Raw genomic sequence first — 25347 nt, 5'->3', positions numbered from 1 at the left:
CCGTCAAGCTCTTCGCGCTTAAGGCAAGTTTAGAAATTGTATTCGTAGGCAAGCTCGTCGCACCGCGCGCGCTTGGGACAATTCTCGCAGTCCTTTAGGATCTTCTCAGGAAGTGCGTCGATTTTGGTGAGCGAGAAACCCACGCGTTCGAAGAATTTCGGGTTGCGGGTCAGCACGAAAACTTTGTCGATATCGAGCCGGCGGGCTCTTTCGAGCAGATATTCAACAATCGCACGCCCTTGTCCCTGACGCTGAATGTCGGGGGCAACGCCGAGCGAACGGATTTCAGCGAGTCCCGAGTCATAAACGAAAAGACTGGCACAGCCGACAAGACGGCCGTCACGTTCGCAAATGGCAAACGAGTCGATGTTGCGGATGATGTCTGCCCGTTTGCGCGGAAGGTTTTCGCCCTGTTTGGCCCAATATTTGACGAGTCCCTCCAAGGCATCAACGTCGGAAAGACGAGCCTGACGAATGTAAAACGGGCTCACCGCTGCGGCTTCGCCTGTCGTCCGCTTGGCGAGCAGCTGCGTGAGCGCACGCGAAAGATAGCGCAGCTCATCGGCCGTGATGTTGCGGCTTCTCAGGAGATTGAGCGCCTCCTCATAAAGGTCGGCGAAAGGCGTACCGCGGAAACTCGCCGCGACATCGTCGGGGAGCTTGACGCCCAAGGGCGGCAGTACCCCGGCCTTTTCAGCCGGGATCATGTGGAGCACAGCGCTCATGTCGGAAGCGGCATGTTCTGGCACCAACGGAAAAATCTTTTGCTGTGCGCTAGCGTTGTTCATCAAATTGCCTCAGAAGACTTCCTGTTTTCAGTGACAGGAGAGTTGACGAATTTTGTTGGGGAAAAATGTCTTTGACTGAAGCCGCGCCCAAACGGACGCCTGCAGACCTGCAGCGCCTCAAGGAATCAACGGTTAAACGTTGGGGTGCTTTCCTTGGGCTTCAAGTTCGTTCATTTTATGAATTTCATTTTTTGGTATTAGGCGCATTTGCCTAGCTTGAGTTGATGCAGACCAAAAAATAGAAAATCAGTCGGCGGATTTTTGCAAAATACTTTTCATTGAAATATTTTATATAAATATCAATGCGCTACAGCATCCAAAATCGTCGAGTTGAGATTGTGAAAATCAATCTCATGCAACACGCACAACAAAACGAAAAGACCTCAAAGAAATGCCCGACTTTAGTCGATTTGTTCGACTTCACCCAGCACAATAGTCGACAAATAACGAAAGACGGGCAATAAATTCACATTTGAACTGCGCTGACAGTTCACCGTCGGATTCACTCAAGCGTGAATGTGGTCCCCGGCAATTGTCCAGATGCAAGTTTATTGGGCAGCATCGGATCAAAGACAGAGGCTGCAGCCACCGGTTTGCCTGTCATGGCCGCAGCACGGAATGCGGCGCGCACCTTGACCGTCATGCCGCCGGAAATCACGCCTTCGGCAATAAGCGTCTCTGCCTGCTCCTCATTCAACTGTTCAAAGAGATGTTTATTGGCATCGAGCACGCCGGGAACATCCGAGAGAAAAATGAGCGGCGCACCCAAGAGCGCAGCTGATGCCACCGCCGCATCGTCGGCATTAATGTTCCAGAGCGCCCCGGCAGCATCCATGCCGACGGACGAAATAACCGGCGTAAAGCCGGCATCGAGCAGCGCTTGGAGACGGCGTTTTGCGGCAGAGTCTCCGGGCTCAATCACGCCGACGCGTCCTAAACGCGGGTCCGCCGGCACGACCCGGCCGATGCCTGCATCGGTAGCGCAGAGTCCGAGAGGCATCAGCCCCGCCCTTTGCGCAGCTCCGCGCAGCTTCAGGCTGCAGGTGCCGGCCAAGGCGCCGGCAATAACCGGCATGTCTTCGGCAGGACTCACACGCAGTCCCTCGATCCTGTCGATTGGGCGGCCAAGGCCGCGCATGAGTGCGTCCACCTCAACGCCTCCCCCATGCACCAATACGACTCTCGTACGCTCTGCGCTTGCGGCTGAACCGGCCAGTGCCGTAAAAAGCGCGTCAAGCGCTTTATCCGCTGTCAAAGCCTTGCCGGAAAGCTTCACCACAAGCACATCAGCTTTGAATGGTTTTGTCATTGCGCTCTTCCCCCGAAGTCAAAGCAGTCCCTTCGTTTCAGGAAAACCAAAGCGCAGATTCATCACCTGCACCGCCTGTCCGGCAGCTCCTTTAATCAGATTGTCGATAGCCGAGACCACAACAGCGTAGCCGGCTTCCTCATCCACGCTGAAGCCGATGTCACAAAATGGCAGATTCACCACATCATCGAGCTTGGGAAGCGCCGGACGCAGACGAACCAAAGGACATGCCGCATAAGCGCTCTCATAAGCCTGCTGAATCTTTTCACGCGCTTGAGACTGATCACCGAGTCCCGGCGCAAGCTTCACGGTGATCGTGGCAAGGATTCCGCGCTTAAAGGGCCCCAGGTGCGGCGTAAAGATGACCGGGCGCCCTAAATGCGCTTCGATTTCAGGCCGATGACGATGCGTAAAGACCCCGTAAGCCGAAAGACTCACTTCACAAAAGGCATTCCCGATCTTGGCTTTGCGGCCCGCACCGGAAACACCAGAAACAGCATCGATCACAGGTTTAAAGTCAGCGGCAAGCAGACCCGCATCAATCAAGGGCTTAAGCGCGAGCTGCGATGCCGTTGGATAGCACCCGGGAAGAGAAACGATCCGGGCTGCGCGAAGCTTGCCGCGGTCGACAAATTCCCCAAGGGCATAAACCGCCCGATCAAGCAGTTCAGGATGCTCATGCTCAAACCCATAAAACTTCGGATAATCCGATGCATTCGGCAGTCGATAGGCACCGGAAAGATCAAAGACCACTGCGCCTTGAGCAGCAAATATCGGCGCCAGGGCCGCACTCACAATGTGTTCGGTAGCCAAAAAGACAGCATCAAGCCCCTGCGCCGCAGCAGCCGGATCCGTCATGGGTTCCAGCACGAGCTGTGTGCGGCCAAAAAGACGGCCGTCAATTTCTGCAATCGCCCTGCCGGCGTCGCTGCTCGCGGCCGAAACATAAAGATGCGTCAGTTCAACCGCCGGGTGCGCAAGCAGGAATCTCGTCAATTCTGATCCTGCATAGCCGCTCGCGCCGACCACGGCCGCTCGGATTTTTCTTGCTGCTGTCATCTCAAGTTTGTCCTCTTTAGATGCTGGCCGGTGCGGCCGAAGTGTTTGGAGGGGAGTTTGACAAATGTCGATCATCTTGCCGCACTCGTCCTCAGGCCTTTTGCCCAGAGTTCTTGATGGATTTCGGAGACCTCGCTGATTGCATCGGCATCCTCAGCGGTCCGTCGATGATTTCACCGCTTTATTCAAGGTCTCCGCAGCCTTTTAACCTCGGGCCAGAGCGGCAAAGACTGCGCTTGGTCAACGTGTTTCTAAACGCCGTACAACATTGGTAAACATATGAAGAGATAGCGTTAATCCTTAAAAAAACAAACGATGCATTGTGCGCTGGCGCACAGACGAAAAGGCTCTCCAAATCTAATCTTTTCCGAACTTGCAGTCTCAAACGCGAAACTAAACCCATGGGACTGCAGACTGAAATTCAAGAAGCCGCTGTCGGCTTCTGAAACAAGGAGATTCATATGCCTAAGTTCAATCGCCGCCAATTTCTCGGCTCTACGGCCGCTGCCGCTGCTTTTGCAGCAGCACCGGCCATCGTTCAGGCTGCCGTCGTTGAAAAGAAGGTCGACCTTGTCATCGTGGGCGGCGGCCTTGCAGGCCTTGCCGCCGCGAATGCTGCCGTTAAGAAAGGCGTGAAACCGATCGTGCTTGAAAAAGAAGCGTTCCTCGGCGGCGCCGGGCTGTTCCCGGAGGGGTCGCTCGGCGTCGGCACGCGCTACCAGAAGGAGCACGGTATTAAGACGACCGTGCAGCAGGTGCTCGACGCGGCTTTGCAGTTCCACCACTATCGCTGTGATCCGGCCGTCCTTCGTGTGCTGATTGAAGAGTCCCGTCAAACGATTGACGAAATTCAGGACATGGGCATTGAGTTCCGCGGCATCCGCACCATGTACGACAAGCACGAATCGCTCATGACATGGCACTTGTTTGTCGGCGGCGCGGCCAAGGTAATCGAACTCTTTGTGAAGAGCATTCGTCAGGGCGGCGGCGAACTCCGTACGCAAACCTCAGCGCAGCGTCTCATCATGAACAACGGCAAGGTCACTGGTGTTGAAGCCAGAGATGCCAAGGGCAACACCATTATTCTGCATGCCAAGAAGGTGATCATCGCCACCGGCGGCTTTGCTGCCAATAAGGAAATGCTCGCACAGAACGTGACGGACTCCTCGGCGCTCGGCATGGTCGAACCAATTTGGCTCCGCGGGCCGGTAGTGGACGGACGCACCGGCGACGGCATCACGATGGCTCGCTTGGTCGGCGCCAACGTTGCCGGCATGCACGCCGTTGCCGGCAATGCACCGTATCTTCCGGACGTTCCGCCGATCAACCAGTTCTCGGGCCCCGACGAACTTAAACAAGGCCGCTGCGCACTGGCTCAGCCGTGGCTCTGGGTCAATCATGAAGGCAAGCGCTTCTTCAATGAGTCGCGCGGCGCCGTGTTTGTCGACGTCTACAATGCCATGACGAGCGCGGGCGGCGTGCTCTACACGATCTTCGACCAATCCATGATCGATGATCTGATTAACAAGGGTGCCGTACTGCCTTTCAACGCCATCGTGCTGGCCGGCGTACCGCTTAAGGCGCTGCCGAAGACGCTAGAAATGGGCTATGAGCGCGGCTGGGCCTTCAAGGCAGATACCGTCAAAGAGCTTGCCCAGCAAATCGGCGTGCCGCCAGAGAATCTTGAGTCGAGCATGAAGCGCGTCAACGAATTCGCGAAAACCGGCGTTGATGAAGAATTCAGCCGCAAGCCCGAGCATCTGCGGGCGTTCAACCTGAATAAAGGTCCCTACTACGCCCTCAAAGGCGTGCGCTGCTTCTTCCTGACGTTGGGCGGCGTTACGGTGACGCCGCAGTTCGAAGCCAAGAATCCGCAGGGCAACGTCATCCCGAACCTTTATGTTGTTGGACAGGATATCGGCGGCCTCTATGATTCGTCTTACGACCTTCGCTGCGAAGGCTCTGCCTCGTCCTTTGCCATGACTTCCGGCCGCGTCGCCGCTGAGAACGCCATTAAGGCCATTGAGGCTGGCCGCGTCTGAGCAGCCCGCATCAGCCTTCCGCATCGCCGCAGATCACAGGCGCATCAGCCTGCCGCTGCGGCAAACGCCGCCCGCCGCGCTCACGCGCTTCGGGCGGCTGTTTTCAGGTAAAGTCAATCCGCATAAGACCAAGCAGTCCGCTCGGCTTCATTTTTTTGAGTCCCCACTGCAGAACATCCATTGGATGAACAAACCGCGCATGCCCAAAGAACTCATTCCGCTCCTCGAGCCGGGGATTTTGTACTCCAAATGTCCGTGGCGCTTTCATCCCGACCCGCCGCTGCTCGAAAAACTTTTTGTGGATGCGCCTGTGGTCGAACTTCCTGCGCACATCGATCATGCTTTTGGGAGAGAATCCTTTGTATATTGGATTGATCAAGGCATACTCGCCACCTGTGCACCGCGCACTCGCGGTCCGCGCATGACTGCCTTATTTGTGCCCCGAACCATTCTCGGAGGCCCCAAAGCCCTGCTCCATAAGCGGCCGCTGGAGCTCACCATCCGCACACTTTCTCCCGTACGTCTGCGGCGCAGAGATGCTTTGCAGTTCAGACGCTTCTTAGCCGATCACCCCGGCATAGAGCTCGAATACCTGCGCACACTGGCATGGAATCACGAAGCGCAGCTCGACGGACTGCTCGTCAACGGTCTCGATCCCGTTCCTGTGCGTCTGGCAAGACTGTTTCTCTCGCTTCTGGCCATTGGCGGAGAAGAGAGCTCTGCCGGGCTGCTTCCGATTGAGCCGACAGTAGACGAATTGGCCCTGATGGTTCATGCCACCCGAGCCGTCGTCAATCGACTGCTCTCCGATTGGATCAAGCGAGGCTTGATTGAGCGCAGCGGCCGCAAAATCATAGTGCTGCCGAATTTTAAAGCCGCTTTTGAAAGCTCACTTGCGATCTAGTCCCCCCGCAGTCCGAAGATTGCCGACAGCTCCAAGCCTGCAGAGCTTTTGGTCATGCAGGCTGGAGGAAGGATGATCAGAAGCGGTGCATGAGCCCCACGGCCGTCAGCACCTGGTTAAAGCGGTCGACGCCGTCGAGCAGCTTCTTGCCGTCAGACCAGCTCGCTGCGCCATAGAAGTTTGTGCGCTTTGAGAAGTTGTAGTAGTAAACCAGACCGGCCATCGTCATGGTGCCTTCATCATGCCCTACTGACGTTTCAGCGCCCTTCCACTTGCTCTTCAGGAAGCCGACCGAACCGCTGATCGTGTGCTGACCAATAGGATATTTAGCACTCATAAAGACTGCCAGGTTGTCCAGACCTTCTTCGCTATTGCTGACAACATCATTGCCGCCGACGATTGCTGACAAATCCCCCACCGGGCCGATGCGCCACTCGTTTTGACTGGCATACAGAATGCCCGAAACTGCCGGTCCGCCGAAATCGTAGCTGGCGATCAAATGCACGGCATGCGTATTCTTCTTGCGCAATGCCTCTGGACGAGTGCCGTCTGCATTCTTGACGTTCCCCGGCATTTCAAAGGAATACACCACGGCGGTTTTCAGATGATCGCCCGTCCAGCCTGTACTGAACTGAGCAATGTGACGACGGTCAGACCAGTCGTCGGTTGTTTCCGTATCCGTACCATTGACCGAGTCGCCGTTTGAATAAACGCCGCGGACGAAGAGACCCGACTGAGCATTGGTTGAGAAGGCGATCGCATTGGAAAGATCACCCGGCTGGAACATGATATTGGCCGGTGCAATTCCGCCGAGTGAGGCGAATGTCATGTTGGCATTCGTCTTACCGTAAACAGAATACGGGCGGCCGGCCACAGTCAAACCAGCCATACGGCCGAATGAAAATTCAATCTGATCGTTGCCGACGAAAAGGCGAGACTGGGCATCAAACAAATACCCATTGGAGCGGAAGGTACCGGAATCCGGATAGAACCTGTTCTGCAGCTGAGCGCCCGTGTACCAACCGTTGCCAAGGTCTTCTCGCGCAGTCAGCATCAAATGCGGATCATCAGGCAATTCACCCATACCGCCCATTTTGAGGCTGCCGTTATCAGCGCCTTCAACTTTATTGAAATAGAGACCGGTGATGACGCTGCCGGAAATTTTGACATCCGCAGCGTGCGCGGCTGCGCATCCGAAAGCTAGTGCCAAGGCAGTGCAAAGCAAAGTGCAGGCGTGCGAACGATGATGGTTATATTGCATTGAGAGAGCTCCTTCTTACATAGGCAGCATCAACGCGCGCCTGAATCTGCCTTCTGGTCCTGCAGATTCAGAGACAGCGCGTTGTGCTTTGAAGAAGAGTAGTTACAGTTTTGAAACTAATCCATTAGCACTAGTTAAGGCTGTCCAACCGTTTACGAAAGAAATCTTTTCTGTAAACATAACAATGGCTAGCTTAACCGTGATGATTTCGATTTATATGAATTAGAAATACTTCATCAAACCGACCGTTCCCATGACTCGGTTCAGTCGCGGTGCGGCGTCAAGGAGCTTGCGGCCGTCAGCCCAGCTTGCCGCGGCATAGCACCTCGTGCTTTTCGAAAGGCTGTAGTAATAAACCACGCCGCCCATCACCATGGAACCTTCGGTATAGCCGCTCTTCGTAGATTCTCCGTTCCATTTGGAATGCAGGTAACCGGCCGCGGCGGTAAAGAGATGACGGCCAACGGGATATTTCGCACTGACATGGACCGCAACATTGTCAAGACCCTCCTGACTGCTTCCGATACGGCCGTCACCCACAAATGTAGAGAGATCGGGCACAGCGCCAATACGCCACTCGTTGCGGCTTGCATAAAGGATGCCGGCGATGCCGGGCCCCTGCTTGCCGGCGAAATGCCAGCTCCCGATTAAATGAAGCGCATGCGTGTTTTTGCGCCGAACATCGCGGGAACCGTCTGCATTGGCCAATTGTCCGGGCATTTCAAACGAATAAACCACCGCGGTCTTGAGTTTGTCGCCAAGCCACATGGCGCCGAGCTGCGCCACATGGCGGCGGTCGGACCAGTCTTCAGTCGCTTCCGTGTCTCCGCTGTCGCCGATGTTTGAATCACCATTTGAATAAACACCGCGCAGGACAAATCGACTGCCATGCGTTGTAAATGCAAGCGCATTAGTGAGCGCACCGGCTTGGAAAGTAATGTTTGCCGGCGCAATCCCAGCAAGCTGGGCGTAAGTCATGTTGGCATGCGTCGCAGCATAGACCGAATACGGATCACCGGAAACGGTAAGCCCGGACATACGGCCGGCAGTGACTTCAAACTGCTGATTGCCAAACGACATGTATGTGGAGCTGAAGAGGCCGTTGTGCCCGGAAAATGAGCCGGTATCAGACGTTACATTGCTCGTGAGATTAAACCGAACGTAATAGCCGTTCCCTAAATCCTCTCTTCCAAGAATTTTGAAACACGTATCGTCCGGTGCCTCACCGACACCCGCGAGAACCAGATTCGAATGCTCTGCGCTTTCTGCCTTGGAATAGAAAAGACCGGAAACGACAGCGCCGGCAAGTTTGACTTCTGCAGCACTCACCGCTGAAGACGCAAAGACGGCAAGAATGAGTGCAGCCGCAGGCAGCAGCCCTGCCATGCGCATCCGTTTGAAACCGACTCCATGAGCGTTGTGATCGGGCATAAAGGTCTCCTTTGTCCTTTTTCGGTGTTGTTCGCCTGTTCGAATGGGACTTCGGCATCTTCTCTGCCCGATGGATCGGATCAGTGAGGTTTGTGAAGATGTTTGAAAATTTCGTCAGGCACCGTGGACTAGCGTAGATAGATCTTTAGGTCTAATCCATTAGAAGTAGATTTCGCTTCTGCACAGAAATTGGAACTGTCTATTCTCATTGTGACCAGAAGGTTATGGATAACCAAACCGTTCACTGATTTCGATGGAAAGGAAGATTCCAATCAGATCTCTGCATTAAGAAAAAACGACAAGGCAAACACAGGATTGATAAAGTAGCCGGCTGTTTATTACTTATAAAAACCAAATTTACGCAGCCACTGCGCAGAACTCCCCGAAAGGCGGCTCCAGAAAGATTCGCCGCCTGTATAAAGACCGTCGGAAAAGACATCGGGACTCAAAAACCGCCGGCCTATGCCGTTTTGAACCCAAAAACTTTGCTTGTCGGAATCCAGCTCATCATTTCCGACAGAGGATTTCCACACATCGATCTCGCCCGAAGCATGGCGCACATTTCGATCCCTCATGCTTTCGAGGAGCTCCGAATCACCGCTGCGAACTCCCACGGCATCAAATCCAAAAGAGCACATGCAGCAGCCCTCTCGCTCTCGAGCAAAACCGATGCCGCTTTCGCAGACCTCATCGCTGCCCGTGCCGGACATGAAACTGGGCGCTTCCTCTGCAGGCAGCCACTCCAATGGAGCCGCATCAAGATTGTCGTCCCACGCGCTGCAGTCGCCCAGCGTGCCGACATTAAAAGCACGAACAGTGTGAGATGCACGGCTAATCTTATTGGTCATTCAAAAATCTCCTCTTTCTTAACAAAAGGATTCCTGTCGTTTTCAAACAATGATTTGTTTTCACACTATTTTGAAAACATCATCCATGGCATCGCGTCGGTTCTCGACGCATGCAGACAACACCGACTTCCCCATACCGCAAAAAAGGTATCGGCAATAGAATCTTCAAACCATCAACCTCGAAGAAGAGCTGTCCAAATGACCAACAACCGAGTCCGCAGTTACGGCATCCATATCGGCATCCTGCCCGCCGGCAAATTCAATGCCGTGACCGATGTGCCGGGAGTGAAAGTCGGCCAAGTTACCTTGGAAGACGACGCCTGCGGCATGCACACGGGCGTGACGACCATCCTCCCGCACGGCGGCAATGTTTTTCAGGAAAAAGTGCCCGCCGGCGTATTTGTCGGAAACGGCTTTGGCAAGTCCGCGGGAATTCCTCAGATCAACGAACTCGGCACGCTTGAAACGCCGATTGTTCTCACCAACACGCTCAGTGTCGCCGCCGGGATTGACGGACTTCTCTCCTGGACGCTCGAGCAGCCCGGCAATGAAGCGGTCAAAAGCGTCAACGCCTTTGTCGGCGAAACGAATGACGGCCGCGTCAACGACATTCGTGCACGATTCGTTTCGCCCGACCACGTTATTGAAGCGCTGCGCAGGGCGGAATCCGGTCCGGTTGAAGAAGGCTGCTGCGGTGCCGGCACCGGCACTGTTGCCTTCGGCTTCAAAGCCGGCATCGGCACCGCATCGCGCAAACTCCCCGAAAGCTTAGGCGGCTGGACCGTCGGGGTCATTGTTCAGGCCAACTTCGGCGGCTTTCTCACCGTAAAGGGCGTTGAAGTCGGCCGGCAGCTGGGCGGCTGGAGCAATGAAAAGCTTCTCACGCAAGCCATGCCCGCGGGATGGGCCGAACGAGTCAAAGACGTGGCCGGGTCTGCCGACGGCTCCATCATGATGATCGCAGCAACGGATGCCCCGCTCACGCAGCGATCGCTCGAGCGTCTGGCCGAACGGGCATTTATGGGCATGACCCGTACCGGCGGTATTGCCTCCAACGGATCGGGAGATTTCGCCCTTGCCTTTTCAACGGCACCCTCCATGCGGGTTCGTCATGAAGCCCCTTACGGCCTGCTCGAAGGCGGCCCCACAGTCCGCAGTGACGATATGACGCCGCTCTTCATGGCCGCCATAGAATCAACCGAAGAAGCCATCCTCAATGCGCTTTTTACCGCTCACGATACGGCCGCATACGACGGAGGCCGGATCGCCGCGCTGCCGCGCGAGGCAGTGCTGCAGATGCTTCGAAAAGCCGGCGTTCTTGCCGAGCACTAGAAGTCTCCGCGGCCGAGCGCTCTCAGAAGTCATGTCGGCACGGGCCGAGTCCTACAATGGGAGCACCCGCAGCGCCTTTTTTCCTCGGATTTTGATCGGTGTACACATTCCTTTTGCACAGCGCCAGCGCCGTTGCGCTCCTTGTTTGGGGGGCGTACATGGTGAAAACCGGCATATTGCGCACGTTTGGTGAGGCGCTTCGTTCATGGCTGGCCACACGCCTCTCCAACCGCTTTGCCGGCTTTGCCGCCGGCATGGGTCTGGCGATGCTGCTGCAAAGCTCAACGGCCGCATCACTTCTCGTAGCAAGTCTGCAGGCCGGAGGATTGGTATCTACGGCGGCTGCTCTGGCCGCCGTTCTCGGCGCCGATCTGGGCAGTGCCTTGGCCGCACGCATTCTGACACTGAACATTTCCAGTCTTATTCCCATTCTGCTCATTGCAGGCACCTTCCTCTTTCTGCGGCGAATGGAAAAGCGCGAAGGCCAGTTCGGCCGAATGCTGCTGGGTTTTGCCTTCGTTCTTCTGGCGCTGCAAAGCATCATGGCCTCAACCGAGCCGATGCGCGACAGTCCGATCATTCTGGAAACCTTGGCGCATCTTCCGGAGCATCCCTGTCTGGCGGCGGCTGTCGGCATCGTCTGCGCCGTCCTGTTTTTCTCCAGCCTAGCCGTTGTCGCCGTGACGGCGGCTGCCACTGCGAGCGGTCTGCTGCCGGCCTCAGCTGCGCTTTGGGTCGTATTGGGTGCGAATTTCGGCAGTGCGCTCTTGGCTGCAGCCGCAACAGCCGGGGCATCAAAAGCGGCTCGGAAAGCGCCGCTCGGAAATTTCTTCTTTCGGGTCGGCGGCTTTGCTGCCGGCGCAGCAATCCTCTACTTTATTCCGGCTGCGGGCAGCGTTTTTGCATCTCTCGGCGATCCGGCAGACGGCGTGATCTTATTTCATGTGGTCTACAACACTGTAATCGGTGCTGTGGGGCTCTCTTTCATTCATCCGGCAGCCGCGCTGATCGACCGTTTGGTACCCGTGTCGATCCAAACAGATGACTTTGAAACGCATCTGCTTTCAAAGGAAAATCTCCTTTCGAGCAGCTCGGCACTTGTCCAAGTGCGTCATGAGAACGCGCGCACGGCAGAGCTATTTCGCAAGCACTGGGATGCACTCACTCCGCTTATCTATGAAAATCCGCCGATGGGTGAACTCTTGGCCTTTAAAGAGCGTCGAAAGCTCCTGGACCGCCGCTGCCGCACCGTCTCCAAAGCGCTCAATATCATCATCCGTGACGACCTTTCGGAAGAGGCCGTCATCGAATGGCAGTCGCTTTCTGCCGTTTCTGATGCACTGCTATTCTCGCTCGAAGTCACAAACGATATCGTTGATCTGCTGCGGAAGAAAAAAATCCGCCGCTCGCTCTTTTTCAGTGCACAGGGTGCGCAGGAACTCGAACAAGAGCATCACGTCGTATCTGCGCACCTAGAGCTCCTCGCGCAAATACTCTCAACGAGTGATCCGCAGGAGATCAATGCGCTTCGAAGCAGTCTCCTTTCAGGCGAAGCGGCATCCTCGAGCGACGCCGCGGAACTGGTCTCACGCCACATGGAACGCGTTGATAAGGGGAGCGCCCTTTCCATTGAAACGAGTGCTCTGCATCTCGATCTTCTGCTCCTCTTTCGCCGGGTTGACAGCATTCTCGCTCACGGCGCCCGAAGCTTTGCCGTGAGTTGAAAGGCACTCTGGAAGCTGTGTCAGCGTTTGCTGCCGCGGCCGGTTAGATGGAGCCAAATGCGGTTTGCTGCGGATGTCCGGCCCTGAGCTTCAAGCGCCAAGAGCGGCTTCATTCCGCGCGCCGTCGCGTCCCAGCAGAGCAGTGAGCCGACAACGACAGCAGCGACCCCCGTCCAGAAAGAGCTGTCGAGTTTGGCGCCAATCCAAAAAACGGCAAAAACACACGAGAGAACCGGCGTGAAATAGGAGGCCGCTGCCAGCACCGTGATGTTCCCTTTGGTCATGCCCTGCGTCCATGCAGCATATGCGCCGCCCATCGCAATGCCGCCCAGGATGACGCTGATCCAGCCGTGTGCCGAAGGTTCGCCCACCATTTGGGTGCCGAAGCCGCAAAGCCACAGCACACCGTAGATGCTGGCGTTGATGCAGAAAATCAGGCAGGCCAGATTGGTTGAGCCGCCCCACGCACGAGTCATGCTGGAAAAAGCCGCCCAAGTGACGGCAGCGCCGACCGCGAGAATGTAGCTCAGCGGATGCTCAAGCAGCCGCGAAATAAAACCCTCGAGTGAAAAGCCTTGCCCGCCGGCGAGAATTTCAACAATCCCGCAGAAAGCAAGCACCATACCGGGCGCAATCCACCAGCGTGACCGCACGCCGTTAAAGACCACGGCAAAAAGGAGTGTCAGAGCGGGCCAAAGGTAGTTCACCATGGCCGCCTCCATCGTCTGCGTTCCGCCAGCAGAAAAAAAGATAGAGAGCGTGAAGCAAAGCGAGCTCGCGTTGGCTGTCGGCAGACCAAAAATGAGGTATCGCCTGTCGACGGTCCGCAGATCCGGAATGCCGATGACGAAAAAGAGGCATACCGCAGCGGTGGTGTACAGAAGCGTCTGTCCCTGGGCCAGTCCAAAGCCTTCGGCAATGCCGCGCACAAGTGAAACGCCCATCCCCCAGCAAAGCGGAGCCAAAAGTCCGATCAATGTTGCGCGCTGCGTCGTCATCGCCGAGCTCATGAAAACCTCAAGTGATTTTTATCCTGCGGCTTCAAAGACCGCTTCCGTCCGTTGAGACGGTTCGTTATCCCAGAGCATGAGAGGGATAGCGAAGCCGCCTAAAGGGTGAAAGGGAAGTTTAGCGCCGGCCATAGCGAAAAAAAGCTCCGTCCGAAGAAATACCAACCTCGGGCGGAGCAGATCATCCTCTCGGGCAGTTTTGCCGCCGGATTCGGATGGATTCTCGTTAAAGCTCAGAACGAAACGTTAGTTGTCGGTGAACGCCTTCTTCACGCTGAAGGGCCATGCCTGATAGCCCATGGTGTTGTGGAGCTGAATTTCGACGGCCGGTTCTTTTTCGCCCCAGCGGAACTCGTCAATGTACGGGTTGGGAAGACCCTTCATAGCGCCGGTGGTAAGGTCGAAGTCGGCGCCGGCCGTGGCGGAGTAGACAAAGACTGAGTTCTTGTCCGGCTGGTACTCGGTGAGCGACGTCACCGGGCTGTACCAATTGTGGCCGCGTTCTTTGCCGTATTCCCAAACCTGCTCTACGGTGCGCTTGACCTGATCGATCTTGTAGATGACAGCGCGCGAATACTTCATTTCCGGAAGCGCAGGCTGTTCCATGCCGCGGGCGTCGCCGTTGTCGAAGACCGAAACCCAAATCACGTTCTTGTCGGACTTGGAATCAATACGCCAAGCCGTGTGCTGCGTCCACGTCCAGTCGAATGCGTCGCCGCACTCAGCATCGCCGCACTTCAGGGGCTTGCCCTGGGCATCGACCGGCGTGAGCAGCGCTTCCTTCCAGGGAGAACGCCAGCCGCGCGGCGCCCCGAGAATCCACTTCACCTTCTTGTCGCGGCCGATCTTGATGATCGCGGACTGGTGACGCGAGGAAATGATGATCGAATCATCGGTCGGGTCGTAGTCAACGGAATTGACGTGCGCCCAGTTGCGGCCTGGGCCGGTGCCGGCAAAGTCGCCGAAGTTGGCCGAGGTTTCCTGCTTGGCGAGGTCTTCTGCCGTGAGCGTATGACCGGCCTTGCTCGGATCGATGTTCAGGCAGACAGCACCCTGGTCGAGCGCCTTGATGACGTTGCTGCGGTACGGATCGAGAATATCAAAGAGACGCCATTCATCGACCACACGGCCGCCGGCATCCACTTCAATAATCATGTCGCGGACCGTGCGGACGCGCTTCTGATCGAGACGGCGGAGGTCAGCCGATGCAACGCGAAGCAGATAGTGACCGTTGGGCATCGGATCGAGCGAATGCGAGAAGTCGCTGTAGCCCGCAGGCAGCCGACGGTTGAAAGCCTTGCGGCCCATGATGTCGTACTTCACATAAGTCGAACCGTAGCCCCAAGAAACAGCACCGTCGTCGTTCTGCTTGAAGCCCATCATGACGCCCTTGGTGTAGATCGATTCGGGATCCCAAATCGTCGAAGCGTCGAGGTACCAGCGAATGGCGCCCGTCGTGTCAATGATGGCAATCTTCGGAATGAAGCTCCACGTGAGAGCGCCGCCTTCCGGATTGTTCCAGACTGCGCGCGTATCAGCGCCGTGGGCATTGCCGAAGTTGTTGACAAAGTAGAGACGATCTTTAAATTCAGGATCGACCTTCTTCACCTCTACGTCAAACATCAGGTTCTTTTCGCCGGCAGCCCCTGATTCGATGCCGCGCAGCGGACCGCAATAGATCGTATAGGTGTGTTCACCCTTGACCTCTTTGCCGTCAAAGCGGTACGAATACTTGACTTCAACCTTGTTGGAATAGTCGGCATAAAGACCGAACACCGGAATGCCGGCATGCGTAAGCAGCTGCGCCTTCGAAACATCGTATGCGATTTCCTGGCCGCCGTCCTTAGGCACCACACGGACATGAGCCGTGAGCAGTTCGTAGCCGCCGTTCTTAATGACGGCTGTGAGCGGCGAAATCTTATACGGGTTGACGATCACTTCGCCGAGATCACCCTGCTTGGCAAAACCGACGACAGCGAAACCGCTCGGCGTCCCCATGGCAAAGGCTCCTCTTGCGGCGGAGACGGCAAGCGCCGCACCGGACAGAAGAAAGGCGCGCTTAGTAAGCTGCATGATGTATTCCTCTTTTGTATCGTTTCGCGGGGGAGGATGCTCTCACCCGCAGTCCTTAGGAAATACTGCGCTTAGGCTCAATTCCCCGCTATTCCTGTATTCGCGGATTCTTTCGCAAAAAATGGAAAATCATTTTCAGCGTTCGCGGCCGCATCATGATGATCCATCTCAGATATTGCGCCTAAGGAAAAACTCCCTTTGATATTGTTTAGACGCATTTGACATGCGCCGACAGAGCGAAGATGCACCGAACGCGTCCCTGAAGCATTCCCAAACCGCACTCGGCCGTGGCATGATTGAAGACAGTTCTTCGGCGGAAATATAAATTTCGCAGAGAACATGCAGCGCCTTTTCGCTGTAAACCAAATTCCCATTTGTCGGAGCATTGTCGTGTACGGCTTCACCTTCCGCCGCCATCACCACCACCATCCTTAAAGCATCCCTCGGGCGCACAAGCTGTTCGGGAGGATCGATGCATGCTTCCGGCGGCTCAGGATGAAGCTCCACAAAACAGCAAAGCCTTCGGAAGTCATCGGACTCCGGAGGCTTTTTTCATCACTGCGCCGGATCTTTGGATGTCCGATGATGGTGCGGCGCAGAAGACGACCGCTCCCCAAGCCCGTTCCCCGTCACCCCATTTCACGAAAGAAGAGAAGAAAATGACTGAAAACAACCGCCTGAGGCTTGCAATGCAAAAGTCCGGGCGACTTTCCGACGACTCGCAGGACCTTCTTGAACGCTGCGGTCTCAAGGTACGCTTCCACTCCCAGCGCCTTCTGGCCGTAGCGGAAAATATGCCCGTTGAGATCCTGCGCGTGCGCGACGACGACATTCCCGGTCTCGTCATGGACGGCGTGGTCGACCTCGGCATCATCGGCGAAAACGTGCTCGAAGAAACCGTACTCGCCCGCAGAAGTCAGGGAGAAGAACCGAAATTCCGCATGCTCAAGCGGTTTGATTTCGGCGGCTGCCGGTTGTCGGTGGCGATTCCGACGGATGAGACTTGGGGCGGTCTGAAAAGCCTCAACGGCCGCCGCATCGCGACGAGCTATCCGCAGCTCCTTAAGCGCTGCTTTGATGAACGCGGCCTCACCTTCAAGCCCTGTCTGCTGACGGGTTCGGTTGAAGTGGCTCCTCGAGCCGGCCTTGCCGACGCCATCTGTGATCTCGTCTCAACGGGTGCAACCCTTGAAGCCAACGGTCTGAAGGAAGTGGAGGTCGTGTACCGCTCCAAAGCCTGTCTCATTGCCAAGGCCGAGCCTTTTGACAATGAAAAGGCCGCCCTTGTCGAACGGCTGCTCGTACGCATGCAGGGTGTTGCCCGTGCGCGCGAATGCAAATACATCATGCTTCACGCCCCCAAAGCCAAGCTCGCGGAAATTACGAAGCTGCTGCCGGGCGCTGAACATCCGACCATTCTTCCGCTTGCCGGATCAGCCGATCATGTCGCGCTCCACATGGTGAGCCGCGAAAGTCTTTTCTGGGAAACGATGGAGGGGCTCAAAGCGCTCGGCGCAAGCTCGATCCTCGTTCTGCCGATTGAAAAAATGATGGAGTAACTCAAATGACGAATTTCAATTTCAGCGACATCATTGAATGGGATGCGCTTTCGGAAGCCGAACGCACCGACATTCTTCGCCGCCCCGCCGTCATGGCCGGCGACAAAATCACGGCCGTCGTGTCGGGCATTCTCGACGAAGTCGAGTCCCGCGGCGACGCAGCGCTGCGTGACTTCAGCGCAAAATTCGACCGCACGGAAGTGAAGAACTTCAAGGTGAGCAAGGCAGAGGTCGACGCTGCCATTTCGCGCCTTTCGCCTGAATTCATCAAAGCACTTCAAACCGCGGCCAAAAATATCGAAAAATTTCACTCCGCTGAAGTGCTCGAGACGGTCACTGTCGAAACCATGCCCGGCGTCGTTTGTCAGCAGGTTACTCGCCCGATCGGCGCCGTCGGCCTTTATATTCCGGGCGGCACGGCACCGCTCTTTTCCACAGTGCTGATGCTTGGCATTCCGGCCAAGATCGCCGGCTGCAGCCGCGTCATTCTCTGCTCGCCGCCTCCGATTGCCGATCCGATTCTCGCAACGGCTCGTCTGTGCGGCATTGATGAGATTTATCAGGTGGGCGGCGCTCAGGCGATTGCGGCCATGGCTTTCGGCACCGAAACGATCCCCTCCGTCTCGAAGATCTTCGGACCGGGCAACGCCTACGTCACCGAAGCCAAGCGCCAGGTCAGCCGCCGTCCGGACGGTGCGGCCATTGATATGCCCGCAGGTCCCTCGGAGGTTCTCGTTATTGCAGATGCTGAAGCCGATCCGCGCTTTGTTGCTGCTGATCTGCTCTCTCAGGCCGAACACGGGCCGGACAGTCAGGTCGTGCTGCTCACGCCCTCCAAGACCCTTGCCAAGGCGGTTGCTCAAGCCGCCGCTAAGGAACTCGAAACGCTTCCGCGCCGCGCCATTGCAGAAAAGTCCCTTTCTGCCAGCCGTCTGATTGTGGTGAAGGATCTCAAGGAGTGCGTCGAAGTGTCTAACCGCTACGCACCCGAACACCTCATCCTGCAGACCCGCAATGCGCGGGAGCTCGTGCCGTTCGTCCAGAATGCCGGTTCGGTATTCGTGGGGGACTGGTCACCCGAATCGGGCGGTGACTATGCCACCGGCACCAATCACGTTCTGCCCACCTACGGGTGCGCGGCAGCTTACTCCAGTCTGGGGCTCGCCGACTTCACCAAGCGCATGACTGTGCAGGAAATGACGCCGCAGGGGTTCTCGGAATTGGGCGAAGCGATTGCCATTCTTGCCCACGCCGAACAGCTCGACGCCCACCGCAACGCCGTACTCGTTCGTCTCGAAAAACTCTCTAAAAAGATCGGAGGGTAAATTGGCTGACTATTGCGCAGAAATTGCTGAAGCCCCGGAGCGTCTTGCGCGCCCCGAAGTGCAAAAACTCACGCCTTACCAGTCTGCCAGACGCATTGTCGCCGCGGCGGGCGGGCGCGGAGACATTTGGCTCAATGCCAACGAGTCGGCCGAATCTGTGCCGATGGCGCTTCAGAACGAACGCTTCAACCGCTATCCGGAGCCTCAGCCTGAAGCCGTCGTAGAGGCTTATGCGTCTTACGCCGGCGTCTCGCCCGAACAGATTCTTGTCACCCGCGGCGGCGACGAAGGCATCGAGCTTTTGGTTCGTACCTTCTGCCGTCCGGGCGAAGACGCTGTACTGCAGTTCCCGCCCACTTACGGCATGTACGCGGTATCGGCCGAAACCAACGGCGCGAAAGTGATCAATCTGATCACCGCCCCGGATCGCGGCTGGGTACCTGATGCCGCTGAGGCCTCGCATACGCTCGACACCCGTCCTGAGGTGAAGCTCGTTTTTGCCTGCTCTCCAGGCAATCCCACGGGAACACTCATCCCCATGGGAGTTCTTCGCAAGCTCGCGCAGGTTGCTGCCGGACGGGCGCTGCTCGTCATTGACGAAGCTTATATTGAGTTTTCGCCCGCCGACACGGCTGTGGATCTCCTTAAAGAATTCCCGCACGTGGTCATCATCCGTACGCTCTCGAAAGCGTTTGCACTTGCGGGACTGCGGTGCGGCTTCCTCTTGTCCTCTCCGGGCGTGATCGGAATGCTCAAGAAGGTCATCGCTCCCTACCCCATTCCGTCACCGGTCGCTGATCTGGCCGCTCAAGCGCTCACCCCCGCTGCGGTGAGCGCCATGCGCCAGCGTGCCGCGGCAGCAGTCATGCGCCGCTGCGAACTCGAGGTTGCGCTCGAAGATCTCCCCGGCGTCGAAGCGGTTTTTCCGAGTGCCTCAAATTTCCTTTTGGCGGAATTCTCCGACGGCCCTCAAGTCTTCAAGGCCATGTGGGATCGAGGGATCATTCTGCGCGACCAAAACCGCCAGCCGACGCTCGCCAACTGCATCCGCATCACTGTGGGTACGCAAGATGAGAACGATGAGCTCCTCGCCGCGCTTCGTGAAGTACTCGGCGCCTGCGCTTCACTGGGAGAAGCCAAATGAGCGAACGCATCCTCTTTGTTGACCGCGACGGCACGATTCTTGAGGAGCCTCATGATTTTCAGGTAGACAGCTTTGAAAAGATGCGTTTTGTCGAGGGCGTTTTGCCCGCACTCAAAGCGCTTCGCGAAGCAGGCTGGAAACTCGTGATGGTTTCCAATCAGGATGGGTTGGGCACGGCGTCATTTCCCACTGAAACCTTCAAGGGTCCGCATGAGCTGATGATGCAGATCCTTGAGAGTCAGGGGGCGCATTTTGACGAAGTGCTCATCTGCCCACACATGCCCGGCGAGGGCTGCTCCTGCAGGAAACCGAATACCGGTCTCGTCAAGCAGTATCTCAGGCGCGGGGTGCTCGACAAGCACAATTCCTACGTGATCGGCGACCGCGAAACGGACCTGACACTCGCTAAAAATATGGGACTCACCGGTCTGCGCGTGGGGCCCGACGGCCAATCCTGGGCTGCCATTGAAAAGCGTCTGCTCGAATCCCTTCCTGCTGCTCCCGCCCAGCCAATCCGCGATCGGCACAGCGCTGTTGAACGCGTCACCAAAGAGACGCAGATTTCGGTGGAAGTCTGGCTGGACCGTTCTGGTGAAAACGACATTTCCACGGGCATCGGCTTTTTCGACCACATGCTCGACCAGATCGCCGTGCACGGCGGTATTCGTCTGCATCTTCATGCCAAGGGAGACCTTCAGATCGACGATCACCACACGGTCGAAGACGTCGGACTCGCGCTCGGTGAAGCGCTGCGGCTGGCCTTGGGCGACAAGCGCGGCATCCGCCGCTTCGGCTTCCTGCTTCCGATGGATGAAGCGCTTGCACGTTGTGCACTCGACATTTCCGGTCGTCCGTACCTCACGTTCAAAGCCAAGTTCAAGCACCGCCATGTCGGAGACCTGTCGACTGAAATGATCGAACACTTCTTCCGTTCGCTCTCTCAGACCATGGGCATTACTTTGAATCTCAAGGCCAAGGGCGGCAATGACCATCATGTTGCCGAAAGCCTCTTCAAGGCCTTCGGCAGAACGCTTCGTGATGCAGTTCGTGTTGAGGGGACCGAGCTCCCGTCTTCCAAGGGGGTACTGTGAAAGCTGTCATTCTCGACACCGGCTGCGCCAATCTTGCTTCACTCGCCTTTGCGGTGAAACGTCTCGGAGTGGAGCCTCTGATTACACGTGAAGCTGCCGATATCCGTTCGGCCGACCGCATTTTCCTCCCGGGCGTCGGCACCGCCAAAGCGGCTATGACGGCATTGACGGAACGCGGACTTCCCGAGCTGATCCGCGAGGCCCATCAGCCGCTTTTGGGTATCTGTCTTGGAGAGCAGCTCCTTGGCCGCCGCAGTGAAGAAACGGGCGGAGTGGATCTGCTTGGCCTCATTGATGCGGATGTCCGCCAACTCAATGCGTCCGGACTGCCGCTTCCGCACATGGGGTGGAACCGAGTCTTTCCCAAGTTCGAATCCCCGCAGGCCAAACTGCTTTTTAAGAACATCGAACCTGGAGAATGGTTCTATTTTGTCCACAGCTTTGCAATGCCTGACGGCCCTGCCGCCATTGCTTCCTGCACATACGGAGAGCCGTTTGCCGCCGCCGCTGCCAGCGAAAACTTCATGGGCGTGCAGTTTCACCCAGAGCGCTCGGGCAAAGCGGGCGCTCATCTTCTCGCTAATTTTCTTGGAGCCGCCGCATGATTATTCCCGCCATTGATCTAATCGACGGCTGCGTCGTGCGTCTTCATCAGGGGGACTACGGCCTCCGCCGCGACTACGGCGAGGACCCGCTTGCCCGTCTTCAGCGTTATCAGGCGAGCGGCGCTCAGCTGCTCCACATCGTTGACCTTACCGGCGCCAAGGATCCGAAAGCGAGACAAATTCCCCTTCTGCGCGAACTGCTCGGAAGTCTCTCTATCCCTGTGCAAACGGGCGGCGGCATTCGCTCAGCTGACGATGTGCGCTCGCTCCTTAATGCCGGCGCAGCCCGCGTCGTAGTGGGCTCTGCCGCCGTGAAGCGCACGGATGAAGTGGCCGGCTGGATGAAAACTTTCGGCGCCGACAAGCTCGTTCTCGCACTTGACGTACGCATCAACCAGGCCGGAAACGCCGAGGTTGCCGTGAGCGGCTGGCAGGAAAATTCCGGGGTGTTAATGGACGACCTGATCCGAGCCTTCGAACCCGCCGGCCTCCGGTACGTACTGACTACTGATATTTCCAAGGACGGTACATTGGCCGGCCCCAACACGGCGCTCTACGCCAAACTTGCTCAAACGTTCCCGAACATCGACTTTCAGGCCTCCGGCGGCATTGGAAGTCTCGACGATATCCGCGCGGTATCGCATACGGGCGCTGCCGGCGTCATCGTCGGCCGGGCACTTCTGGAAGGTAAATTCACCCTCGAAGAGGCTATTGAATGCTGGCCAAACGAATAATTCCTTGTCTTGACGTGAAGGACGGCGTTGTCGTCAAGGGCGTTAAGTTCCGCGGGCATGAGGTGATGGGCGAAATCGTCCCGCTCGCCCGCCGATATGCCGAAGAAGGCGCCGACGAACTGGTCTTTTACGACATCACCGCATCGTCGGACGGCCGCGTAGTCGACAAGAGCTGGATTTCACGCGTCGCCGAAGCCATTGATATTCCTTTCTGCGTAGCGGGCGGCATCCGCTCTATCGAGGACGCCGGGCGGCTTCTCGCTTTCGGTGCAGACAAGATCTCCGTCAACTCTCCTGCGCTCGCGGATCCAACCCTCATTTCACGTCTTGCCGAGCGTTTCGGCGTGCAGTGCGTCGTGGTCGGCATCGACTCCTGGCATGACGAAAAGAGCGGAGAATACTGGGTCAATCAATACACTGGAGATGAAAAGAAAACGCGTGTAACTCAGTGGCGCACACTCGACTGGGTTGAAGAAGTCCAGCGCCGGGGCGCGGGGGAAATCGTCCTCAACATGATGAATCAGGACGGCGTACGTCAAGGCTACGACCTCACGCAGCTGAGCGCAGTGCGTGCTGTCTGCAAAGTCCCGCTTATTGCAAGCGGCGGCGCCGGAACAATGGAGCACTTTCTTGACGCGTTCGAGACCGCCCATGCCGATGGTGCCTTGGCAGCCTCCGTCTTTCATAAGAAAATAATCAATATCGGGGAGTTGAAAACCTATCTCCGCGAGCACAACATTGAGGTGAGAACATGCTGAAGAAAGAAGATATTAATGCCCTCAACTGGGCCAAGGCAGGTGATTTAATGCCCGCCATCGTTCAGGATGCCTGCTCAGGGCAGGTCCTCATGCTCGGCTTTATGAACCGTGAAGCCGTTGACAAGACACTCGAAAGCGGCAAAGTCACCTTCTGGTCTCGTACGAAACGCCGTCTTTGGACCAAAGGCGAAACGTCCGAACATTGGCTCCATCTGGTTGACATCGGCACAGACTGCGACCGGGATTCGCTGCTCATCCTCGCCAATCCGAACGGTCCGACTTGTCACCGCGGCACGACGAGCTGCTTCTCGCCGATCGAGCACCGCTGGAACTTCCTGCGTGAACTCGAGGTGCTCCTCGAAAGCCGCCGCGGCGCATCACCGGAAGAATCCTACACGGCCCGTCTTTATGCCGCGGGCACCAAGCGCATTGCGCAGAAAGTCGGCGAAGAAGGCGTAGAAACCGCACTTGCCGCCACAGTGCACGATAAGGAAGAGCTGAAGAATGAAGCGGCCGATCTGGTTTACCACCTCCTCGTTCTGCTCGCCGATGCGGATCTTGAACTCGCCGACGTCATCGATGTTTTGAAGGCCCGTCACAAGGATCGTCAGCGCGAACACCTGCTCAAGTGCTAAAACTCACCTCCGCCCATCTGCGCCCATCTTCTTGTTAAAGACTGAGCGTCAGCATTGACGGCTTCTCGGCGCGGCAATGCTCTTCAAGCCGAAGAGCTTCCGCGCCTTTTTGCGCGCTGTTCATCCGGAATATTCATAATGCGGGACTTTTTGTCCTCCCTCATCCTTACCCGCGAAAAAAGCTTCCCATTGAAGCCATCGCCACTGGAAGACAGAAAAAACGTCGAAACTGTCGCTGAACGGGGAATTTCACAGGCAGAGTTAGGTAGTTTCTCTTCGGTCGAAATCAAACCGATAGTGATATCTTTATCAGATGCGTCCTTGCAGAACCTTGAACCACTCAGGACCCAGCCTAAAATGAAGCAAATTAAAAAATCCTCCAAGCTTGACAACGTTCTTTACGACATCCGCGGTCCGATCATGGACAAGGCCAAGCAGATGGAAGCAGAAGGGCGCCGTCTCATCAAACTCAATATCGGCAATCTTGCCGTGTTCGGCTTTGACCCGCCCGAAGAGGTCATGCGCGACATGATCTATAACCTGCCCAACTCGGCAGGGTATTCGGACAGCAAGGGGATGTTCGCCGCCCGCAAGGCGGTCATGCACTACACGCAGGACAAGCAGATCGAAGGCGTCACACTCGAAGACATCTATCTCGGCAACGGCGCATCGGATTTAATCACGATGGCCACGAACGCTCTGCTCGATGAGGGCGACGAACTGCTGGTGCCGACACCCGACTATCCGCTTTGGACAGCCGTGACATCACTCGCAGGCGCCAAACCCGTGCATTACCTCTGCGATGAGGAAAAAGGCTGGATTCCCAATATCGACGACATCCGTGCCAAAGTGGGTCCGCGCACCAAAGGCATCGTCGTCATCAACCCAAACAACCCCACAGGCGTTCTCTATCCCAATTCCGTGCTCCTTGACATCATTCAGGTTGCACGAGAAAACGGTCTTGTGATTCTTGCCGACGAGGTCTACGACAAGATTCTCTACGACGGCATCAAGCACACCTCCATGGCGGCACTGTCGCACGATGTACTGACGCTCACTTTTAATTCACTCTCGAAAGCCTACCGTGCCTGCGGCTACCGCGCCGGCTGGATGGTCATTTCGGGCGACAAGAGCAATGCAAAAGACTTCATCGAAGGTCTCAACATGCTCGCCAATATGAAGCTCTGCGCCAACGTTCCGGGACAATACGCGATCCAGACTGCGCTCGGCGGCTACCAATCGATCAACGACCTTATTTGTGAGGGCGGGCGGCTGCGTCGTCAGCGCGACATTGCCTACGAAATGCTCTCGGCCATCCCTGGCGTTTCTGTGGTCCATCCGTGTGCGTCGCTTTATATGTTCCCGCGTTTGGATCCAGATGTTTATCCAATTGAAGATGACCGTGAATTCTTTAAAGAGCTCCTTGAAGCAACGAATGTTGTGTTAGTTCAGGGGACCGGCTTCAACTGGCCGAAACCCGATCACTTCCGCATGGTATTCCTGCCTTACGAATGGGAGCTGCGCGACGCCATCAACCGCATTGCCAAGTTCCTCGCTGACTATCGTAAGCGCCATCCTGGAAAGAAAACCTTTCCGGAAGACAGCGTGCAGCCTAAAAGCAAAGAAGAAATCGCCCGTCAAGCGGCCTTGGCGGAAGCCAAAGATCCGGCATAAGGTTTGATTTCTGCTGCAATTTGCAGCTGCGAGCGGCTCCT

At 56.6% G+C, this 25347-nt stretch carries 22 protein-coding genes; 13 read left to right on the top strand and 9 right to left on the bottom strand.

Annotated elements, in window-relative coordinates:
• Positions 1-29: 29 nt before the first annotated feature.
• The 3 genes from DES29_RS00290 to argC all read right to left on the bottom strand — a co-directional run bounded on the left by DES29_RS00290 (position 30) and on the right by argC (position 3156).
• Positions 30-788, bottom strand: coding sequence for a GNAT family N-acetyltransferase (locus DES29_RS00290; RefSeq protein ID WP_021994615.1), 759 nt, complete (start codon positions 786-788; stop codon positions 30-32).
• Between the two features lie 502 nt (positions 789-1290).
• The gene (gene argB, locus DES29_RS00285; protein ID WP_021994614.1) at positions 1291-2097 is read right to left on the bottom strand and encodes an acetylglutamate kinase; all 807 of its coding nucleotides are present in this window, start codon (positions 2095-2097) and stop codon (positions 1291-1293) included.
• Positions 2098-2115: 18 nt separating this feature from the next.
• Complete coding sequence (argC, locus tag DES29_RS00280; RefSeq protein WP_016474155.1) at positions 2116-3156, bottom strand: N-acetyl-gamma-glutamyl-phosphate reductase; 1041 nt, start codon at positions 3154-3156, stop codon at positions 2116-2118.
• Between the two features lie 461 nt (positions 3157-3617).
• On the opposite strand from argC, the gene DES29_RS00275 reads away from it, so the two are divergent.
• Positions 3618-5198, top strand: coding sequence for an FAD-dependent oxidoreductase (locus DES29_RS00275; RefSeq protein ID WP_016474154.1), 1581 nt, complete (start codon positions 3618-3620; stop codon positions 5196-5198).
• 184 nt (positions 5199-5382) lie between these two features.
• Positions 5383-6102 (top strand): Crp/Fnr family transcriptional regulator, encoded by a 720-nt coding sequence (locus DES29_RS00270; protein ID WP_021994613.1) that lies wholly within the window; start codon positions 5383-5385, stop codon positions 6100-6102.
• Positions 6103-6178: 76 nt separating this feature from the next.
• Here the strand turns inward: DES29_RS00270 and DES29_RS00265 are convergent, their stop codons facing one another.
• The 3 genes from DES29_RS00265 to DES29_RS00255 all read right to left on the bottom strand — a co-directional run bounded on the left by DES29_RS00265 (position 6179) and on the right by DES29_RS00255 (position 9642).
• Positions 6179-7363, bottom strand: coding sequence for a porin (locus DES29_RS00265; protein WP_021994612.1), 1185 nt, complete (start codon positions 7361-7363; stop codon positions 6179-6181).
• A gap of 222 nt (positions 7364-7585) precedes the next feature.
• Complete coding sequence (locus DES29_RS00260; protein ID WP_021994611.1) at positions 7586-8794, bottom strand: porin; 1209 nt, start codon at positions 8792-8794, stop codon at positions 7586-7588.
• A gap of 338 nt (positions 8795-9132) precedes the next feature.
• Complete coding sequence (locus tag DES29_RS00255; RefSeq protein WP_021994610.1) at positions 9133-9642, bottom strand: hypothetical protein; 510 nt, start codon at positions 9640-9642, stop codon at positions 9133-9135.
• Between the two features lie 198 nt (positions 9643-9840).
• Between DES29_RS00255 and DES29_RS00250 the strand changes: the two genes are divergently transcribed.
• Positions 9841-10974 carry a DmpA family aminopeptidase gene (locus DES29_RS00250; RefSeq protein WP_021994609.1) on the top strand — a complete coding sequence of 378 codons (1134 nt, stop codon included), beginning with the start codon at positions 9841-9843 and terminating at the stop codon, positions 10972-10974.
• Between the two features lie 98 nt (positions 10975-11072).
• Entirely contained in the window at positions 11073-12698 is a 1626-nt protein-coding gene (locus tag DES29_RS00245; RefSeq protein WP_113854258.1) for a Na/Pi cotransporter family protein, read from the top strand.
• Between the two features lie 20 nt (positions 12699-12718).
• Here DES29_RS00245 and yddG read toward each other — a convergent pair whose 3' ends face one another.
• From yddG to DES29_RS00230, 3 genes are all read right to left on the bottom strand, one after another.
• Positions 12719-13696 (bottom strand): aromatic amino acid DMT transporter YddG, encoded by a 978-nt coding sequence (yddG, locus tag DES29_RS00240; protein ID WP_046446014.1) that lies wholly within the window; start codon positions 13694-13696, stop codon positions 12719-12721.
• Positions 13697-13954: 258 nt separating this feature from the next.
• The gene (locus DES29_RS00235; protein ID WP_046446013.1) at positions 13955-15781 is read right to left on the bottom strand and encodes an aryl-sulfate sulfotransferase; all 1827 of its coding nucleotides are present in this window, start codon (positions 15779-15781) and stop codon (positions 13955-13957) included.
• 168 nt (positions 15782-15949) lie between these two features.
• Positions 15950-16288: a hypothetical protein gene (locus DES29_RS00230; protein WP_147145829.1), complete on the bottom strand. Its 339-nt coding sequence runs from the start codon at positions 16286-16288 to the stop codon at positions 15950-15952.
• A gap of 152 nt (positions 16289-16440) precedes the next feature.
• Here DES29_RS00230 and hisG point away from each other — a divergent pair, with 152 nt between their 5' ends.
• The 9 genes from hisG to DES29_RS00185 all read left to right on the top strand — a co-directional run bounded on the left by hisG (position 16441) and on the right by DES29_RS00185 (position 25306).
• Positions 16441-17340 (top strand): ATP phosphoribosyltransferase, encoded by a 900-nt coding sequence (gene hisG / locus DES29_RS00225; protein WP_113854325.1) that lies wholly within the window; start codon positions 16441-16443, stop codon positions 17338-17340.
• Between the two features lie 5 nt (positions 17341-17345).
• Positions 17346-18665, top strand: a complete 1320-nt coding sequence (gene hisD / locus DES29_RS00220; RefSeq protein ID WP_021995977.1) for a histidinol dehydrogenase — start codon at positions 17346-17348, stop codon at positions 18663-18665.
• A 1-nt stretch (position 18666) separates the two neighbouring features.
• Positions 18667-19809, top strand: a complete 1143-nt coding sequence (gene hisC, locus DES29_RS00215; RefSeq protein ID WP_021995976.1) for a histidinol-phosphate transaminase — start codon at positions 18667-18669, stop codon at positions 19807-19809.
• Positions 19806-20900, top strand: a complete 1095-nt coding sequence (hisB, locus tag DES29_RS00210) for a bifunctional histidinol-phosphatase/imidazoleglycerol-phosphate dehydratase HisB (protein ID WP_021995975.1) — start codon at positions 19806-19808, stop codon at positions 20898-20900. Before hisC ends, hisB begins: the two co-directional genes overlap by 4 nt.
• Positions 20897-21505, top strand: a complete 609-nt coding sequence (gene hisH, locus DES29_RS00205) for an imidazole glycerol phosphate synthase subunit HisH (protein ID WP_021995974.1) — start codon at positions 20897-20899, stop codon at positions 21503-21505. Before hisB ends, hisH begins: the two co-directional genes overlap by 4 nt.
• On the top strand, positions 21502-22239 hold the full coding sequence (gene hisA / locus DES29_RS00200) for a 1-(5-phosphoribosyl)-5-[(5-phosphoribosylamino)methylideneamino]imidazole-4-carboxamide isomerase (RefSeq protein WP_021995973.1): 738 nt from the start codon (positions 21502-21504) through the stop codon (positions 22237-22239). The genes hisH and hisA overlap by 4 nt, the downstream gene beginning before the upstream one ends.
• Entirely contained in the window at positions 22221-22997 is a 777-nt protein-coding gene (hisF, locus tag DES29_RS00195) for an imidazole glycerol phosphate synthase subunit HisF (RefSeq protein WP_005430175.1), read from the top strand. The genes hisA and hisF overlap by 19 nt, the downstream gene beginning before the upstream one ends.
• Positions 22991-23632 (top strand): bifunctional phosphoribosyl-AMP cyclohydrolase/phosphoribosyl-ATP diphosphatase HisIE, encoded by a 642-nt coding sequence (gene hisIE, locus DES29_RS00190; RefSeq protein ID WP_005430174.1) that lies wholly within the window; start codon positions 22991-22993, stop codon positions 23630-23632. Before hisF ends, hisIE begins: the two co-directional genes overlap by 7 nt.
• Before the next feature lie 357 nt (positions 23633-23989).
• Positions 23990-25306 carry a pyridoxal phosphate-dependent aminotransferase gene (locus tag DES29_RS00185; protein WP_005430173.1) on the top strand — a complete coding sequence of 439 codons (1317 nt, stop codon included), beginning with the start codon at positions 23990-23992 and terminating at the stop codon, positions 25304-25306.
• Positions 25307-25347: the final 41 nt, after the last annotated feature.

Source organism: Sutterella wadsworthensis (assembly GCF_003315195.1).
Taxonomy (GTDB): Bacteria; Pseudomonadota; Gammaproteobacteria; order Burkholderiales; family Burkholderiaceae_F; genus Sutterella; species Sutterella wadsworthensis.
Note: the sequence above shows the minus strand (reverse complement) of the source record. Positions and strands in the feature narration are given on the sequence as shown.